Here is a 14,666-nt window from a genome sequence, read left to right as displayed (position 1 = left end):
ATGATTAAATTTTTAACTCGAACCCGTCATCCTGGGCGTATCGAACCCGTTGATATTATTTCCTGGATCTGGCTGTTTTTTGGCACCACTATGATTGCCATTCCAATTGCTTGGGCGCTTTTATCGTCATTTAAATCTGAGTCGGAAATTAATAGCTTCCCACCCACGCTGATGCCACAAGCTGCAAGTACGGTTGAAATTGAAGGTCAATCCAAGCCTTTGTCTATGTGGCAGTGGACCACACCGGAAGGAGAGACCAAAGAGGTTGCTATGGTACGCCGTATTGGTATTAAGGCGACCATGATTGATCCGGCCGAACCTAATAAAAAGTTTCAGGTGCCGATAAATGAAATCAAACAGATAAAGGATGTTCATTTTGCATGGAATAACTATTCTGAGCCGCTGGAACAGTTTGATTTTGTGACTTACATTAAAAACACCACTTTTGTAACCCTGGTTGCGACATTGCTGACATTGCTGCTGAATTCCATGTCAGCCTTCGCGTTATCTAAGTATAACTTCAGGGGTAAGAACGCCATTTTCGTTGCGATTCTGTCGACCTTAATGCTGCCGCTTTCGGTCATTATGGTGCCGGCATTTATTGTCGTTGTTGGTTTAAATCTGGCCGATAATTTATGGGGCGTTATCTTGGCGACTGTGGCAACACCGACGGGTGTTTTCCTGCTACGACAGTATATGCTGACCATTCCCGACGATTTAATCGAAGCGGCGCGTGTCGATGCTGCTTCTGAGTTCCGGGTTTACTGGAAGGTTGTTTTGCCCCTGTGTGCACCGGCACTTGCCGTGCTTGCTATCTTCTCGGTTATTTGGCGTTGGAATGATTTCTTATGGCCATTAATTGTGCTTTCAAGTCCAGAAAATTATACCTTGCAGATTGGTTTGAATTCCTTCCAAGGCCAGTTCTCCGTGCAGTGGCATTATATTCTGGCAATGACTGTTATCGCATTACTGCCGGTGACGGTTGTCTTTATTCTGTTGCAAAAATACATCACACAAGGGGTCGCCAGTTCTGGCGTTAAATAACGTGAGCCTGAAAAAAATATCAGAGAAAGCCGGTGTTGCCATCAGTACAGTCAGCCATGTACTGAATGGTACCGCCAAAATATCGGATGAAGTGCGCGAGCGAGTGCTCGCTGTAGCCAATGAAATTGGCTATCTGGATAGCCGCCGCAAGCGGGCCATGCCTCCGTCCTTACGTCGTATTGCTTTGGTCGTAAAGTCTGAGCGCTTGTTGCATACCTCAGAGAATTACGTTTCTTGGACCATTCTCGATACCTTGCGTAAAGAATGCGCTGATCGAAAAATCGACATTGAACCCATTATGCTGGATGAAGCCGCTGATGATTATCATCAGGTTATCGAACAGATTAAATCACAAAAGTGTGACGGTATTCTGGTGTATTTCGATGAAGATCGAACTTTGCTGGATCAAGTATTGGCAACCGGCATGCCTTGCTTATTACTGGCAGGACAAGACCCGATTATGCACGTAGGTTCAGTCGGTATTGGTGACCGAAATGGTGCGCGTTTAGGTGTTGAGTATTTGAAAGATTTAGGTCACAAGAATATCTGTATTGTTACCTGGCCAGGTCGATACACCATTCGTCAACGCCAAGATGGCTTCAAAGAAGCGATTCGCGAATACAGTGACCATGATTTAAACGGCGTGACGATTTTACTGGAAAGTTTCAGGCCGGAAGTGGCGCAAAAAGGCATGCTTGACTGGCTTGATGTCAATCCTGATTTGCAAGGCTTGACGGCCTTCTTCTGTATGGCCGATAACATAGCGTTAGGTGCGCTTAAAGCGTTTCAACAGAGAGGCATTAAAGTACCTCAGGATGTTTCTTTGCTTGGCTTCGACGATATTTTAGCAGGGCAAATGACATCACCACCATTATCAACCATTCATACTCCACTTCACCATATCGCCAAAACGGCATTGGAAGAGTTAGAACAGTTGGCTCGTGAGACTCACATAAATGCACCGATTCGAAAAGTTGAGCTGGGATGCCGGTTAATCGCCCGCCGTACCTGTCGAGATATATCGTAAGTGCAAATTTAGACAAGCAGATCCTGATTGATCAGAGTCTGCTATTAACAATGATCAGAGGATGCGTTGTAAACCAGTCCCTATCAGCATAAAGAATTGGTTGAGAGAATAGTATGTTGGCGTCGTTTAGTTTAGCTGGCAAGGTTGCCATAGTGACAGGAAGCAATACCTGTCTTGGACAGGGTATGGCATTGGGGCTGGCGCGTTAGTCTCAGAATTTTTAAAAAGATGATCAGACGACAATGAAGCAGAAAGGCGAAATTTTTTATGTTGGTGTTGATGGTGGTGGTACCCATTGTCGTGCGCGCTTAACTGATCATCATGGCCAAGTGCTGGGAGAGGGGGTATCTGGCTCAGCAAATGTCTATAGCGATGCGGAAGGGGCCGTTGTGTCGATTCTCGATGCGATTCGCAAAGCTCTGCATCAAGCCGGTTTAGACGAACAAGCATTTTCTCGATTGCACCTTGGCTTGGGATTAGCTGGGGCTGAAATGAGGGTTGCGAAAAGCTTTTTGGGTCAGTGGCGGCACCCCTTTGCTAAGTTGGCTCATGCGAGTGATGCTCATATAGCCTGCTTGGGAGCCCATGCAGGTAAGAATGGCAGCATTTTAATTATTGGGACTGGTATTTGTGGTTGGTCGATTATAGGTGAACAGCATAGTTCCTGGAGTGGCTGGGGGTTTCCTTTTGCGGATCAGGGCAGTGGTGCTTGGTTGGGATTAAGACTGTATCAACTGACGCTGCAAGCGCTCGATGGTGTTATTGCGGCCAGTGACCTTACCCATTCTTTTGCTGCGGATTTTGATTTTAAAGCTGAGGCAATCGTTCAGTTTTATCGCAATGCGACACCGGCCAGTTTTGCAAAGTTGGCACCTTTGGTTGTGCAGAATGCTGCGCAGAATGATTCCAATGCGACATCTATTCTTGCTGAACAGCAAAGCATCATTCAGGCATTAATTAAATCCATGCACGATTTTAATGATCAACCAGTGGTGTTAATGGGCGGTTTGGCTGAAATCGTAAAACAAAATCTGGCCGCAGAATATCAGTCATGGATTGCAGACAGTAAAGGCGATGCATTATCCGGCGCATTACAACTGGCTCGAACGGCGCCTTAACGACCTTTAGGGTTAGGGTATTTTTTTGACAGTGACCAATCAGATTAACAAGATTAAAGCAGCATGAAACAAACGATAAGTGCCACTCGGATTTTCACCGGTGAATCCTATTTAAGCGATTATGCCATCCTTATTGAGCATGATCGTATTGTTGAGTTAAAACCGCTTTCACAAATTGACACTCACGCTGAATCCTTTCATTTTTTTGATGGGTTGCTCTGTGCCGGTTTTATTGACTTACAAGTCAACGGCGGTGGTGGTTTGTTATTTAATGATCAACCCCAAGTACAGACCCTCTATACCATGGCCGAAGCTCATCGTAGCTTTGGTACGACATCAATTCTACCAACCCTGATGAGCGATAGCCCCGAAATCATGGCGAAAGCTATTCACGCCGCCAATGCTGTTCATGCGCTAAAGCCCAGTCAGTTGCTAGGCATTCATATTGAAGGTCCGTTTTTTAATGTTGCAAAAAAAGGCATACATAATGAAAAGTACCTTCGACAATTAACGACAGACGACATCGAGATATTGGCAAAAGCGGAAGGCACTCGCCTGTTAACCCTAGCCCCTGAAAAAACAGCAGTTGATCTTATCAAGCAGTTATCTGAGTTGGGGTATCAGGTTTGGGCTGGGCACAGTAACGCAGACGCTGACTCGGTTAATCAGGCAATCGCTGCTGGTCTTTCTGGTTTTACGCATCTGTACAATGCCATGTCTATGCTGAGTGCACGCGAGCCAGCGATGCTTGGCAGTGCCTTGGTTACCGATCATTGCTGGGCAAGTGTTATTGCGGACGGGCATCACCTGCATCCGACGTCACTGCAGATCGCGATGCGATGTAAGCCAGCTGGCAAGTTACTGCTGGTATCCGATGCAATGAGTACGGTAGGTACTGATGGTGCTGATTTTCAACTGGATGGCCAGACCATTTATGCGGTCGATGGCGTTTTGAAAAACGCCCAAGGGACTCTGGCTGGTTCAGCAATCAGCCTGTTGGATGCGGTAAATTATGTGCAGGATGCATTGGCAGTCGAAGAGGCTGAGGCCATTCGCATGGCGACTATGTATCCCGCTCAAGCTATGGGGCTTACGGATCAGCTTGGTGAACTTAAGCCGGGATACAAAGCCAACATTATTCATATCAGTGATAAAAAAGTCTGTCACACTTGGATTGATGGCCAGATGAAAAAACACATTGAAGGTTAGTATTTTATGAGAATTATTCTTTGTGATAAGCCGGAAGATGTTGCGTCTTATGGTGCTCGGCTTATGAGCCAGCAGATAAAAAACAAGCCAGATTCTGTTTTGGGTCTGGCAACTGGATCAACCCCGATTAAAATGTACCAGCATGTTATTGAACAGGTTAAAAAGGGCGATCTGTCTCTGGCCGCATGTCGCAGTTTTAATCTGGATGAATACATAGGTTTGACGCCAGATCATTCTCAAAGTTACCGCTATTTTATGCAGCAGAATTTCTTTAATCAGGTCGATATTGCGGTTGAAAATACCTTTGTTCCTGATGGTTTTGCGGATGACATTGAGGCGTCCTGCGTGGACTACGAAAGTAAAATTCAGCAAAGTGGTGGCATTGACTGGCAACTTTTGGGTATTGGTGTGAACGGACATATTGGTTTTAATGAACCCGGTTCCAGCTTGCGCTCACGTACTCGGGTGAAAACTCTGTCTAGCCAGACCATTGAGGATAATGCCCGTTTTTTTTCAGCCGATGAGTTTCAGCCTCAGTTAGCCATTACTGTTGGCATCGAAACGATTATGCAAGCACGCGATATTGTTTTGTTGGCAACCGGCAGTGCAAAGGCAGCCGCTGTTAAAGCGACTGCGGAAGGGCCGGTGAGCGCGTCCTGTCCAGCATCGATTCTGCAATTCCACCCGAATGTCAAACTGATTGTTGATGCCGAAGCCGGACAAGACTTGGAGCATAAGCAGTTTTACCTGCGTATTGAAGAAGAAACGCAGAAGCTGATGCGTTATTAAGTTCTGAATTGTTACTTCTATCAAAGCCTCTCGGGAGGTTAGTCTCATACTCCTATGGTTCACTATCTAGTGAAATTGATTTAACAGGATAGATGTCGCAAAAAAGCCATTTCCTCTTATAAAGTCCTTTTATGAAACAGTATAAACAGCTATTTGCTAACCAAAATCATCTGCAATTTTTAATCGATAAACACACTTGCTGATTTGGGGAATTCTTTTATCCAGAAGATCATGGGCTTGGAGGTTTCGTTTGATTCTCCTATATCTTGCCAAGCATAGTGTGTTGTTAAGTGTGTTTTTACAAAGCCATTTTTGTGCCATAGCGGATCTAATGGCCGATAGTTTTGCGGCTGTTGAGGGTGGTTGATTCCGCGATCCACTGCGCAAAACGTCGCCCACTGAAAATTCCCCACGCTGCGCATAAACTTTTCTCTTTCGGTAAAGAATCTTTGTCCTATACCTTGTCCTCGAAAGCGAGCATCTAATACGGATTCGGCAAAATAGAAGAGGCGCTCTATGGGATAACCGGATTCGATAAAAGGCTGTTTAAAAGCCTCGTCTTCTTGGCTCATCGGGAGACAAGTAGAGGCACCTACGAGTTGTTCACCATCAAACGCTAGTATGGCGGCAGCATGACTTGCATCAAGATAACGTTGTAAGTATTTCTGCTCGTATGCTAATGAACCTTCATAGAGGTATGGAAAAGCACGAAATATCTGGATTCTTAATTGGGCAATCTGTTCAATATAAGGCAATAAATCCGGCCCGGATACGGTTTTAAGAGAGATGGTATTTTGGCAAGCGGGTGTCAGAGAGGTCATTTTATTATTTAGTCAGTTCAAAGATGCTTTTAAGGATAAGGTTTTTTTGCTTCAACCACTATACTGACTATGCAAAGTCGCTTGGTGTGATAAGAAATAGCAAGTTGAGGAATAGGTTGTGAATATCACCAACAAGCGTTTTATCAGCAAAAGCTTCCACGCTTGTTGGCATAGATAGGTCGAAATTATCGTTAAAGCCTCATTAAGCATGTTGCAGGTGATTGATTTTTCTAAGGTGCTTGTTTTACTAGAGTATTTAAGATTTTTGGTGGTTGACGACGGCAGGCTAAAGCGAGTTCAACGGCAGAAATAAAGATCAAGGTATAACCGAGTGTTTCAATCCCTTCTTCAACAATGTTTTTAACGACTCGCATATAGACATCACCCATGACAGCTTCCCAAAATGAGCCCCGTCCCATCAAACGTGAAAATCCAAGCAAGGTCACCAGGCCAGCCAAAAATGTGCCAAAACAAGCTTGATTTGCATAGTGCTTCAGGGCGGGATAAAGCGTATTAAAACGCCCCCAAAGAAACACAAATACACAAGCAATAATGACCAGTACGATACTTTGCCAAGCACCATCAAAGACATACTGATCCAACAAGGAATCCGATTCCCGTACAAACATCATCGCCATGAGAGCGGCTAATAATGTTGCGGCGATTTTCATGGATTTATCGCGACGTGAGACATATAAGAACAAGATACAACTTAAGAAAGACAACATATCCTGCATATGTTCAGTGAGTGATTGTTCACTGTATTGCGCTGCCGATAGCATTTTGTAGCCTTCCAATGAAATAATCTGAGCCACAACTGAGACCAAAACCAGATAAATAAAACCTCGAAAAAACAACATTATGCGCTCCACCATGGCTGTAAAGAAACAGAGAAGGATGTTTTCATAATTTGACTCTTATAGGATGAAAAACATAGGAGAGAGCCTATTGCATAACCCCTTAGAAGGTGTCTTATGGTGTTGGAAAAAACAGCTGAATTGTCTTTTGGGGCGTGGAAAGACAGCGAAAACTGATTAAGCGACCTTGATGTGTCTATCCATCCTTGGGGCTTGATGACGAATCAAGTGGCTCTTTTATGTTAGGGGCATGCTGAGAATGGCCTTGTGTAAATGATCTAGGCACAGATGGAAGTGCTAACAGAACAATGTTAGCCTGATGGAAAACGTGGGGGCAAAAAAGAGTTGGCGTAAATGAAAAGACGATACATGCAATGATGAATCAATTTAACTGTGTCCCCCATTTATCGAAGGAACACCGAGTAGGGTGTTCCATCTTTTGGTCTTTAAGCAAGGTAAAGTAGCTTATTTATAAGAGATAGAGGCTAAGATGCGGCGTTCGCCTTCAAACGGCTGGCGGGCGTGTAATACCGTATGGTTATTGATCCATAGTACGTCACCTGACTGCCACTTAAAGTTCACACATAATTCGTCCATGGCTTTTACGAGCTGGGCAAGCGCATTTGCGTTCATTGGCTGACCATCTGCTGTGGTGACGGCTTTTTCCCCTTGATTGCGGGCATCATTCCAGCCAGTGAATACCGCCACAATAGAGTTAAAGAAGGTTTTTTGTTGGGTTTCATCATCAAAGCGAATACCAGGCAAGACGCGAGTTTCGGTGCGCACATCACCATTTTCTAACCATTCCCAATCCATACCAGCTTCGCGCATTTTTTCTTCAGCTGCCTCGTGAGTGGAAACGTGGAAGGTGTCTTTCCAAGAGCGGCCAATGGCAGAGGTATTGTCGGTGATTTCTGGCATCACGCGAACATAGCGAACGCCTTGTTGTTCGACTTTTTGGGCAAAGTCAGGCGCGATCTCAAAAAACTTTTCACAGATTTCGCCAGAGTGCAGAATGGATGTCGCGCCCCCTTTAGCAGCCGAGGTTTCACAGTAGAAGAAAATGTAGCCCGGAGGCGTTGGTACTTGTGCCATTTCGTGGTGGAATGGGATTTTCTCGGATGCAGGAGACTCGTTGGCGGTCACAATACGCGATGCGGTTACCTGAGCGCGGGGCGCAGCGCCCCCAACATAGGGCATATTCTGATAGTTTGTTTGATCGAGCATCTTCTCGAATTCGTCGGAGTTGTCAACCGGAAAACCACGGAATAATACTGCTCCGTGTTTAATCAATAAGTCATGAAGCTCAGCTTTGTTGTCTTCAACCCAGTTGAGAAACGCCAATTTATTGCTTTGAACGTCCGAATTGTGAGGCGTTACTAGCAATGGAAAATCCAACCCATTTACTTGTTTTTGTTCTTCTAGTTTGGAAATTACCACACTCATATCTACTCCCGATTTAGGTCATGGTGATGTCGGAGATCCATTTATTGATGTGAATCAATAGTGAATGAATTTTATTTACTCTAATCACATGAGTTTTAAAAGTAAATCAATAGTGAATGATTTTTCTTTATGAAACGCCTTATTAACTCATTACTTATTGATTTACTTAGTTTTGTTTTATGAAATTAATTCATGCGAAAGCGTAACCGGAATCTGTGATTGTGACTGCTTGGCCAGTTTGTGCAGAGTGCTGGGCGGCTAAACCTATTACTACCGCTTTCAAACCATCTTCTATTGTGACCTCTACTACGGCCTTTTCTGTGATGGCTTTGAAGAAGCCAAGGTGCTGATAAAAAGTGGAGCCATTATGATCGCCCGCATCGAGCAGAGTCGGGTCTACTGGGATATCAGACTCGATTGGGCCTTTCGGATTGCGTGGGCTAAGAACCACTTTTGGAATTGGGGCAGCGCCTAGGGTGTCAGTTGGCCAGAAGCGTCCTGGACCAGGTACGAAACATTCCAGTTTGGCTTTAGGACCAATGGCGCAGATTTCTTCTTGGTAACGGGAGCCTTCGGCAAACATGTTGAGATCCAAGCAAGCACGTTGACCGTTTTCAAAATCCACTAGGACAAAAGCGTTGTCTATGATGTCTGGTGTTGCTCCGTTGTAACACTCTTCCAGATGGTTGCAATCTTGGCCAGTGGATGCGTAAACACGTTTTACTTCCCCTTGGATTAAAAGGCGCATCAGGTCGAAAAAGTGACAGCATTTTTCGACTAAAGTGCCACCAGTTTGGCGATTAAAACGGTTCCAATCATCCACCTTTTCCAAGAATGGGAAACGGTGCTCACGAATGTTAAGCATTTTCAGGGTGCCAATATCACCTTCTAAAAGCTGTTTACGAAACTGAGCAACCGGAGGCATGTAGCGGTATTCCATGGCTACCCATACTGGAGCGGGGTGTTTGGCTGCGGCATCGCGAATTTTAGCTACTTGGTTAATGTCACTGACCACGGGTTTTTCTACCAAGATTGGCAGAGTGGTACGTTCAAATAGCTCAAGCAGTTGATCGGCGTGTTGGTAGTTGGGTGTGGCGATGACAAGGGCTTCAAGATCAAGGTCAGCGTTAAGCATGTCATCGAGATTGTTGAAAAACTGCGCGTCAGGCACTAGCTGTGCGCAGCGTTTTTGCATGTCTTGATTGGGTTCGGTGATCGCGACCACCCGAGCGCCATCAATTAAGGCTAAGTTTCTGAGGTGTTCTTGCCCCATCATTCCACAGCCTAGGATGCCATATCGAACCGACTTCCCCATTTTTCTAACCTCTTGTTTTTATTAAATGTTAGTGCCAACGAGCAACATAACGACATTTGGCTGGGTTGTACCATGTAAACGAGAACTCTTCGATTAAGCCTGCGTTTGACCAACTTCTACGATGCACCTTTGGCATGGTTGTTTCTGGAGCCAGCTCCAGGTTATCCGTCACCCATTTAGGTGCGGGGGCACAATCCACTTCGTCTTCCACTCGGCTAATCCAAAAGGAAAAGTGATCACGATAGTGAAGATAAAGTGATTCGTGCAAATCTTTGGCTTTGAGATTTGGTGCATGAGCATGTTTGAACCAAATCTGTTCCATGGCAACCAGTTCACGATTGAGATAGCGAGCGCGTTTGATACACCAAAGTTTGCCATCTGCTTTGACATTCAACTGGCGTTTTACAAACTCATCTTCATCAAGCGTGAGAGACAAGATATCAGCGCTTGGCACGCCACCACCTGCTAAGGTTTCTAGGTGGAAAAACTGATAAATAGCGCGACCGCTAGGAGCGCGTTTTATATAGTTGCCTGAGCCTTGGCGGCGCTCTAAAAAGCCATCTTCTTCAAGCTTTTTTAAAGCTTTACGAAGGGTGCCAATGGCCACACCTAATTTCGCAGCAAGCTCGGCTTCGATAGGCAGTCTATCTCCAGGTAACCAATGTCCCGCTGCAATCTCGCGATGCAATAATTCGCTAATTTGGATATAGAGCGGTAGCTGTTTTGTCTTATTCTTCTTTTCCACTTTTTCACCTGATTCTGCGCAATATGTATCCTTATCTTACAAGTCAAATGAGCAATTGTAAGTAGCTAAAATACTCTAACTGACTGACTTAGCAGAGTATGCGCTCATCAAGTCAAGCATGGTTTGGCAAGAGGAAAGAAATATTTGAGAAAATTCATTCACTATTGATTTACATCACAAGAATACACTGTTAGTGTAAATATACAAGTTCTCGTAATGGTAGCGGTTTTAACTCGCCGAAAACGAGGAGCACAAAATAAAAACAAAAATTCTGAGTGTCCTACAAAAGCCAGTAACGCTCAAAATTCGGAGAGAAAAACAATGCGAATGGTTCAAATTGGCAAATCTGATCTGCAGTTCAGCCGATTAGTTTACGGTGTTTGGCGTTTAGCAGACGCTAGTGATGTGTCACTTGCTCATGTTAGAAAGAAAATTGACCTATGTCTTGAGCAAGACATTACTACCTTCGACCACGCAGATATTTATGGCGATTACGAATGCGAAAAGCTTTTCGGTCAAGCTTTAGCTCAAGACCCTAACCTGCGTCCTAAGATGCAGCTTATTTCAAAATGTGACATTGCCCTGATGTCAGAAAAGTTCCCTGACCGCCGAGTGAAGTTCTATGACACCAGTGCTGAATACATCACAGCCAGTGTTGAACAGAGTCTTAACAATCTTCACACAGACTATCTAGACTTATTATTAATTCACCGCCCTGATCCCTTGATGAATGCTGCCGAAACCGGCGCTGCGTTAGATGCTTTAGTAGACAGTGGTAAAGTTCGCGCTGTGGGCGTGTCTAACTTTGATGTTTGGGATTGGCGTTTATTGCAGGCCAATATGCGTCATCCACTTGTGGTAAACCAAGTGGAAATGAGCCTGTTGCAGCGAGACGCTTTTACCAATGGTAGCTTGAGTGCCATGCAGTTAGATCAAATCACGCCAATGGCATGGTCGCCTCTAGGTGGCGGTGCTTTGTTTGCTGATACGCCTGAAACTCGCCGTTTGACACCTTTGTTTGAACGTTTAGGGAAAGAGCAGGGGGCATCCTCTGATCATCTTGCCTTAGCTTGGTTGTTAGCCCACCCAGCGAATATTTTGCCAGTGGTGGGAACCAATAATCTTGAGCGTATCAAAGATCTTTCAAGCATCTTGGATATTCAAATTGACCGTGAAACTTGGTTCGAGCTTTGGACCGCGGCAGCCGGACATGAAGTCCCTTAAAGGTAACATACGATAATAATAACAATAGGTTTATGAGGGAGTAACACATGGCCATTCTTAGAATGCTGGTGTCCTGCTTTACCGCCATTAATATGCTGCTTAACCGCATCGGGCGAAACATCGCTTGGGTGCTGGTGGCAATGATGATCAGTGTGATTTTGTTGCAAGTCTTCTGTCGTTATGTGCTGGGTAATGCTTTACCTTGGCCGGAAGAAGCGGCGCGTGCTTTGATGATTTGGATGATGGCAATGGTAGCCGGAGAAGCCTACCGACGCGGTTCATTCGTTGCTATTGATATGTTTTTAAGCGCGTTACCTGAACGAGCGTCCAGTGTGTTGAAATTGGTCTTGTTACTGGTCGCAGGAGCCGTATTGGTAAAATTAACAGTGTTGGGTATCGACTTCTTTGATCGAGGTTTCCGTTCTCGAGCGGCCTCGATTCACATTTCTCGTGCATGGATTTACCTCGCTATGCCGGTGTGTTTTTTCACCATGTTGTTGGCAAATATCGAGTTGTGTCTGCGGGAAATTGGTTGCCTGCTTGGCCATAAGCATTTTGCCCTGGGTGCTGACGTTGATGTGGATGCCCCTGCCGAATAGTCAGGTCGCAGTTTGACGGCGCTTATTTAGAACAATAATAACAAGAGACGCACATTATGTTAGCTCTGTTTTTACCTTTATTTTTAGTCTTGCTGTTGATCGGTATGCCGGTGTTTTTCGCCATGTTGGCAGCACCTGGTGCCATGCTTTATGTGACGGGCATGGAACGAGACATTTCTTTACTGTTCCGCAATATTTATAACGGCATTGATTCCTTTCCTTTGATGGCCATTCCATTCTTTATGCTAGCTGGTGAGCTGATGAACCGTGGCGGTATCACCATGAATCTAGTGCAGTTCTCACAAGCTTTTATCGGTCATGTGCGTGGTGGTTTGGCGCATGTTAACGTGCTTTCCAGTATGTTGTTTGCGGGCCTGTCGGGCTCGGCGGTGGCGGATACCTCAGCCATAGGTTCCATGATGATTCCAGCCATGGAGAAGAATGGTTACAGCCGTAAGTTTGCTACCGCGATTACCGCGGCGTCTTCTGTCATTGGCCCCATCATTCCGCCGTCTGGCATTATGATTATTTATGCTTACACCATGGAAGTGTCTGTTGCTGCCCTGTTTGCTGCGGGTCTTGTGCCGGGGGTCATGATTGGTGGCGGCTTGATGATTATGATCGCTATGATGGCGAAGAAATACGATTTTCCTGTGGCTGGTCCCAAATCAACCTGGCAACAGCGTGGTACGGCGACGCGCAATGCTATTTTTCCGCTGTTTGCACCTGTGATCATCTTGGGGGGCATTATAGGTGGTATCTTCACGCCAACCGAAGCCTCTGCCATTGCAACAGCTTATGCCTTGATCATCAGTGTTTGGGTGATGAAAACCGTTAAGCTAAGAGACCTGCCAGACATTTTTATCAAGGGGGCGCAGGCTTCAGCTGTGGTGCTCTTGTTGGTTGGCTCCGCTATTGCGTTTAAGACAGTGGTGAGCTTGTCCCACAGTGCTGAGATTTTGGCTGACTGGGTACTGAGCATCAGTGAAAATCCATTGATGTTGTTGTTCTTGATCAACCTACTGTTATTTGTGGTGGGTATGTTCTTAGATGCCGGTCCAGCCATTATTATCCTGGGACCAATCTTAGGGCCAATTTTTATCAATTTAGGCATAGACCCAGTACACTTTGCCATCATCATGAGTGTCAACTTGACCGTAGGGTTGGCGACACCGCCCATGGGCTTAGTCTTGTTCGTGGCGTCCAGTGTTTCTGGTGAGCGTATCGAAAGCATTTCCAAGGCGATCCTGCCCTTCTTAGCCGTGGAGGTCTTAGTGATCTTCTTGGTGACCTTTTTCCCATCTCTATCCATGACTTTACCACGCATGCTCGGATTGGTGGCTGGATAGGTGCAAAAGCAAAGCAAAACCATTAAAGAGGACTGTTACATGTTCACGAAAACAAAAATAAATAGTGTAATTGCCGCGACGTTAATCGGTGCTGGAGTCATGTTAAGTGGCTTGGCACAAGCAGCGGATTTTAATCTGCGCGCCGTAGCAAACTCCAACGAGAACGATGAAGACTATGATGGCCTAGTGGTCTTTAAAGACTTTGTAGAATCCCATTCAAATGGCAAAATCGCCGTTGATATCTTTATGGGAACTCAGCTTTGTGGCAATGGTGTTGAGTGTCTTGAAGCGGTTGAGTACGGTTCGGTAGACATTTATATTTCCACCTCGGGCGGTGCTTCAGCTATGTATCCATATGTACAAGTGCTGGATCTGCCTTATGTATTGCGTGATGACCGTGTTGCAGAAGAAGTATTCACTGGGGATTTCACTCGTCAACTACGTGCGCAAATCTTAGCAGACTCAGGGGATACTGTTCGCTTGATGACCATAGGTAATACTGGTGGCTGGCGTAACTTTGCCAACACTCAACGTACGGTGAAAACACCTGAAGACCTAGAGGGGCTGAAGATTCGTACCGTGGTGTCAGATCTACCGCAGGAACTAGTACGTTCGTTAGGTGCGAGCCCGACACCGATTCCATGGGGTGACTTGTTTACTTCGTTGCAAACTGGCGTAGTAGAAGGCTCTAAAAACGGCATTACTGACATCATGGGTATGAAGTTTACTGATGCAGGATTAAAACACGTTACTCTAGACGGCCATGCATATATGTCTGCCTTGTGGTACATGAACAATGAAGTCTTTATGGCTATGCCAGATGACTTACGTCGCGTTGTAGTTGATGGTTTCTCGGCGTTGCAGCAAGCTACCTTTGCTTCGCCAAAGCGTAAGTCCATTACCGCATATCAAGCTTTCGCTGAAGCAGGCGGCGAATTATATGTACCTACTCCAGCAGAGAAAGAGCAGTTCGCTAAAGCCGCTGAACCTGTTTACGCTTGGTTCCAAGAAAACATTCAAGACGGCGAAAAGTGGTACAAGCTCCTCAACGACGCGGCGAAAGCGGCTGAACAAAAAATTCAGGCGGAATACGACGCGGATTTGAAATAAGCCTTAAAGCGAG

Annotated in this window: 14 protein-coding genes and 1 pseudogene; 10 read left to right on the top strand and 5 right to left on the bottom strand. The window is 45.4% G+C overall.

What is annotated here, in order from left to right:
* The 6 genes and pseudogenes from ABXS85_RS07140 to nagB all read left to right on the top strand — a co-directional run bounded on the left by ABXS85_RS07140 (position 1) and on the right by nagB (position 5,187).
* On the top strand, positions 1-1,044 hold the full coding sequence (locus ABXS85_RS07140) for a carbohydrate ABC transporter permease (RefSeq protein ID WP_353669349.1): 1,044 nt from the start codon (positions 1-3) through the stop codon (positions 1,042-1,044).
* A gap of 1 nt (position 1,045) precedes the next feature.
* Positions 1,046-2,071 (top strand): LacI family DNA-binding transcriptional regulator, encoded by a 1,026-nt coding sequence (locus ABXS85_RS07135; protein WP_353669348.1) that lies wholly within the window; start codon positions 1,046-1,048, stop codon positions 2,069-2,071.
* 113 nt (positions 2,072-2,184) lie between these two features.
* Positions 2,185-2,274: pseudogene (locus tag ABXS85_RS07130) on the top strand (2-deoxy-D-gluconate 3-dehydrogenase); the annotation flags it as partial.
* A gap of 39 nt (positions 2,275-2,313) precedes the next feature.
* On the top strand, positions 2,314-3,189 hold the full coding sequence (locus tag ABXS85_RS07125) for a BadF/BadG/BcrA/BcrD ATPase family protein (protein WP_353669347.1): 876 nt from the start codon (positions 2,314-2,316) through the stop codon (positions 3,187-3,189).
* A gap of 63 nt (positions 3,190-3,252) precedes the next feature.
* On the top strand, positions 3,253-4,398 hold the full coding sequence (gene nagA / locus ABXS85_RS07120; RefSeq protein WP_353669346.1) for an N-acetylglucosamine-6-phosphate deacetylase: 1,146 nt from the start codon (positions 3,253-3,255) through the stop codon (positions 4,396-4,398).
* Between the two features lie 6 nt (positions 4,399-4,404).
* Positions 4,405-5,187 (top strand): glucosamine-6-phosphate deaminase, encoded by a 783-nt coding sequence (gene nagB, locus ABXS85_RS07115; RefSeq protein ID WP_353669345.1) that lies wholly within the window; start codon positions 4,405-4,407, stop codon positions 5,185-5,187.
* Between the two features lie 179 nt (positions 5,188-5,366).
* On the opposite strand, the gene ABXS85_RS07110 is transcribed toward nagB, so the two are convergent.
* The 5 genes from ABXS85_RS07110 to ABXS85_RS07090 all read right to left on the bottom strand — a co-directional run bounded on the left by ABXS85_RS07110 (position 5,367) and on the right by ABXS85_RS07090 (position 10,371).
* Positions 5,367-6,008: a GNAT family N-acetyltransferase gene (locus ABXS85_RS07110; RefSeq protein WP_353669344.1), complete on the bottom strand. Its 642-nt coding sequence runs from the start codon at positions 6,006-6,008 to the stop codon at positions 5,367-5,369.
* A gap of 230 nt (positions 6,009-6,238) precedes the next feature.
* Positions 6,239-6,868 (bottom strand): hypothetical protein, encoded by a 630-nt coding sequence (locus tag ABXS85_RS07105; RefSeq protein ID WP_353669343.1) that lies wholly within the window; start codon positions 6,866-6,868, stop codon positions 6,239-6,241.
* A gap of 462 nt (positions 6,869-7,330) precedes the next feature.
* On the bottom strand, positions 7,331-8,311 hold the full coding sequence (locus tag ABXS85_RS07100) for a TauD/TfdA family dioxygenase (protein ID WP_353669342.1): 981 nt from the start codon (positions 8,309-8,311) through the stop codon (positions 7,331-7,333).
* A 190-nt stretch (positions 8,312-8,501) separates the two neighbouring features.
* The gene (locus ABXS85_RS07095) at positions 8,502-9,626 is read right to left on the bottom strand and encodes a Gfo/Idh/MocA family oxidoreductase (protein ID WP_353669341.1); all 1,125 of its coding nucleotides are present in this window, start codon (positions 9,624-9,626) and stop codon (positions 8,502-8,504) included.
* A 28-nt stretch (positions 9,627-9,654) separates the two neighbouring features.
* Complete coding sequence (locus ABXS85_RS07090; RefSeq protein WP_353669340.1) at positions 9,655-10,371, bottom strand: GntR family transcriptional regulator; 717 nt, start codon at positions 10,369-10,371, stop codon at positions 9,655-9,657.
* Positions 10,372-10,692: 321 nt separating this feature from the next.
* Between ABXS85_RS07090 and ABXS85_RS07085 the strand changes: the two genes are divergently transcribed.
* Genes ABXS85_RS07085 through dctP form a run of 4 tightly spaced genes read left to right on the top strand, consistent with a single transcriptional unit; the run spans position 10,693 to position 14,653 of the window.
* Entirely contained in the window at positions 10,693-11,595 is a 903-nt protein-coding gene (locus ABXS85_RS07085; RefSeq protein WP_353669339.1) for an aldo/keto reductase, read from the top strand.
* A 47-nt stretch (positions 11,596-11,642) separates the two neighbouring features.
* On the top strand, positions 11,643-12,194 hold the full coding sequence (locus tag ABXS85_RS07080) for a TRAP transporter small permease subunit (protein ID WP_353669338.1): 552 nt from the start codon (positions 11,643-11,645) through the stop codon (positions 12,192-12,194).
* A 56-nt stretch (positions 12,195-12,250) separates the two neighbouring features.
* Entirely contained in the window at positions 12,251-13,543 is a 1,293-nt protein-coding gene (locus tag ABXS85_RS07075) for a TRAP transporter large permease (protein ID WP_353669337.1), read from the top strand.
* 39 nt (positions 13,544-13,582) lie between these two features.
* Positions 13,583-14,653, top strand: coding sequence for a TRAP transporter substrate-binding protein DctP (gene dctP / locus ABXS85_RS07070; protein ID WP_353669336.1), 1,071 nt, complete (start codon positions 13,583-13,585; stop codon positions 14,651-14,653).
* The last annotated feature ends 13 nt before the right edge of the window (positions 14,654-14,666 follow it).

Origin of the sequence: Marinomonas sp. THO17 (genome assembly GCF_040436405.1) — a bacterium.
Lineage (GTDB): Bacteria > Pseudomonadota > Gammaproteobacteria > Pseudomonadales > Marinomonadaceae > Marinomonas.
The sequence above is the reverse complement of the archived record's forward strand: the minus strand, read 5'-3'. Positions and strand labels throughout refer to the sequence as shown.

Bases quoted from the DNA above. Each gene is read 5' to 3' on its own strand.
- ABXS85_RS07140 (WP_353669349.1), top strand. From the start codon at position 1: ATGATTAAATTTTTAACTCGAACCCGTCATCCTGGGCGTATCGAACCC.
- ABXS85_RS07125 (WP_353669347.1), top strand. From the start codon at position 2,314: ATGAAGCAGAAAGGCGAAATTTTTTATGTTGGTGTTGATGGTGGTGGT.
- nagA (WP_353669346.1), top strand. From the start codon at position 3,253: ATGAAACAAACGATAAGTGCCACTCGGATTTTCACCGGTGAATCCTAT.
- nagB (WP_353669345.1), top strand. From the start codon at position 4,405: ATGAGAATTATTCTTTGTGATAAGCCGGAAGATGTTGCGTCTTATGGT.
- ABXS85_RS07110 (WP_353669344.1), bottom strand. From the start codon at position 6,008: ATGACCTCTCTGACACCCGCTTGCCAAAATACCATCTCTCTTAAAACC.
- ABXS85_RS07105 (WP_353669343.1), bottom strand. From the start codon at position 6,868: ATGTTGTTTTTTCGAGGTTTTATTTATCTGGTTTTGGTCTCAGTTGTG.
- ABXS85_RS07100 (WP_353669342.1), bottom strand. From the start codon at position 8,311: ATGAGTGTGGTAATTTCCAAACTAGAAGAACAAAAACAAGTAAATGGG.
- ABXS85_RS07095 (WP_353669341.1), bottom strand. From the start codon at position 9,626: ATGGGGAAGTCGGTTCGATATGGCATCCTAGGCTGTGGAATGATGGGG.
- ABXS85_RS07085 (WP_353669339.1), top strand. From the start codon at position 10,693: ATGCGAATGGTTCAAATTGGCAAATCTGATCTGCAGTTCAGCCGATTA.
- ABXS85_RS07080 (WP_353669338.1), top strand. From the start codon at position 11,643: ATGGCCATTCTTAGAATGCTGGTGTCCTGCTTTACCGCCATTAATATG.
- ABXS85_RS07075 (WP_353669337.1), top strand. From the start codon at position 12,251: ATGTTAGCTCTGTTTTTACCTTTATTTTTAGTCTTGCTGTTGATCGGT.
- dctP (WP_353669336.1), top strand. From the start codon at position 13,583: ATGTTCACGAAAACAAAAATAAATAGTGTAATTGCCGCGACGTTAATC.